The sequence below is a fragment of the Mesorhizobium sp. WSM4884 genome, from assembly GCF_029625675.1.
Lineage (GTDB): Bacteria > Pseudomonadota > Alphaproteobacteria > Rhizobiales > Rhizobiaceae > Mesorhizobium.
In genome coordinates, this window is record NZ_JARTVO010000106.1 from 1 (window position 1) to 229 (window position 229).

General features: G+C 65.5%; 1 pseudogene. It reads left to right on the forward strand.

Annotated features, from left to right (window positions below):
* Positions 1-229, forward strand: a pseudogene (locus P9236_RS30840) (glutathione S-transferase); the annotation flags it as partial.

Sequence of the window (229 nt, forward strand, 5' to 3'; positions counted from 1 at the left end):
GACCACTTCACCGCGGTCGATGCTTTCTTCGCTCCGGTCGTTTTCCGGGCACAGTCCTATGGACTGGCATTCGAGGGCGCCGCCGCTGCTTATCCCAAGCGGTTGCTCGATCTGCCTGCCATGCGCGAATGGTATGCGGCCGGTCTCGCCGAGACATGGCGCGAGCCGGACCATGAGGCGGAAGTCCGCGCGGCCGGTACGGTCGTCGAGGATCTGCGCGCAAGCGCAT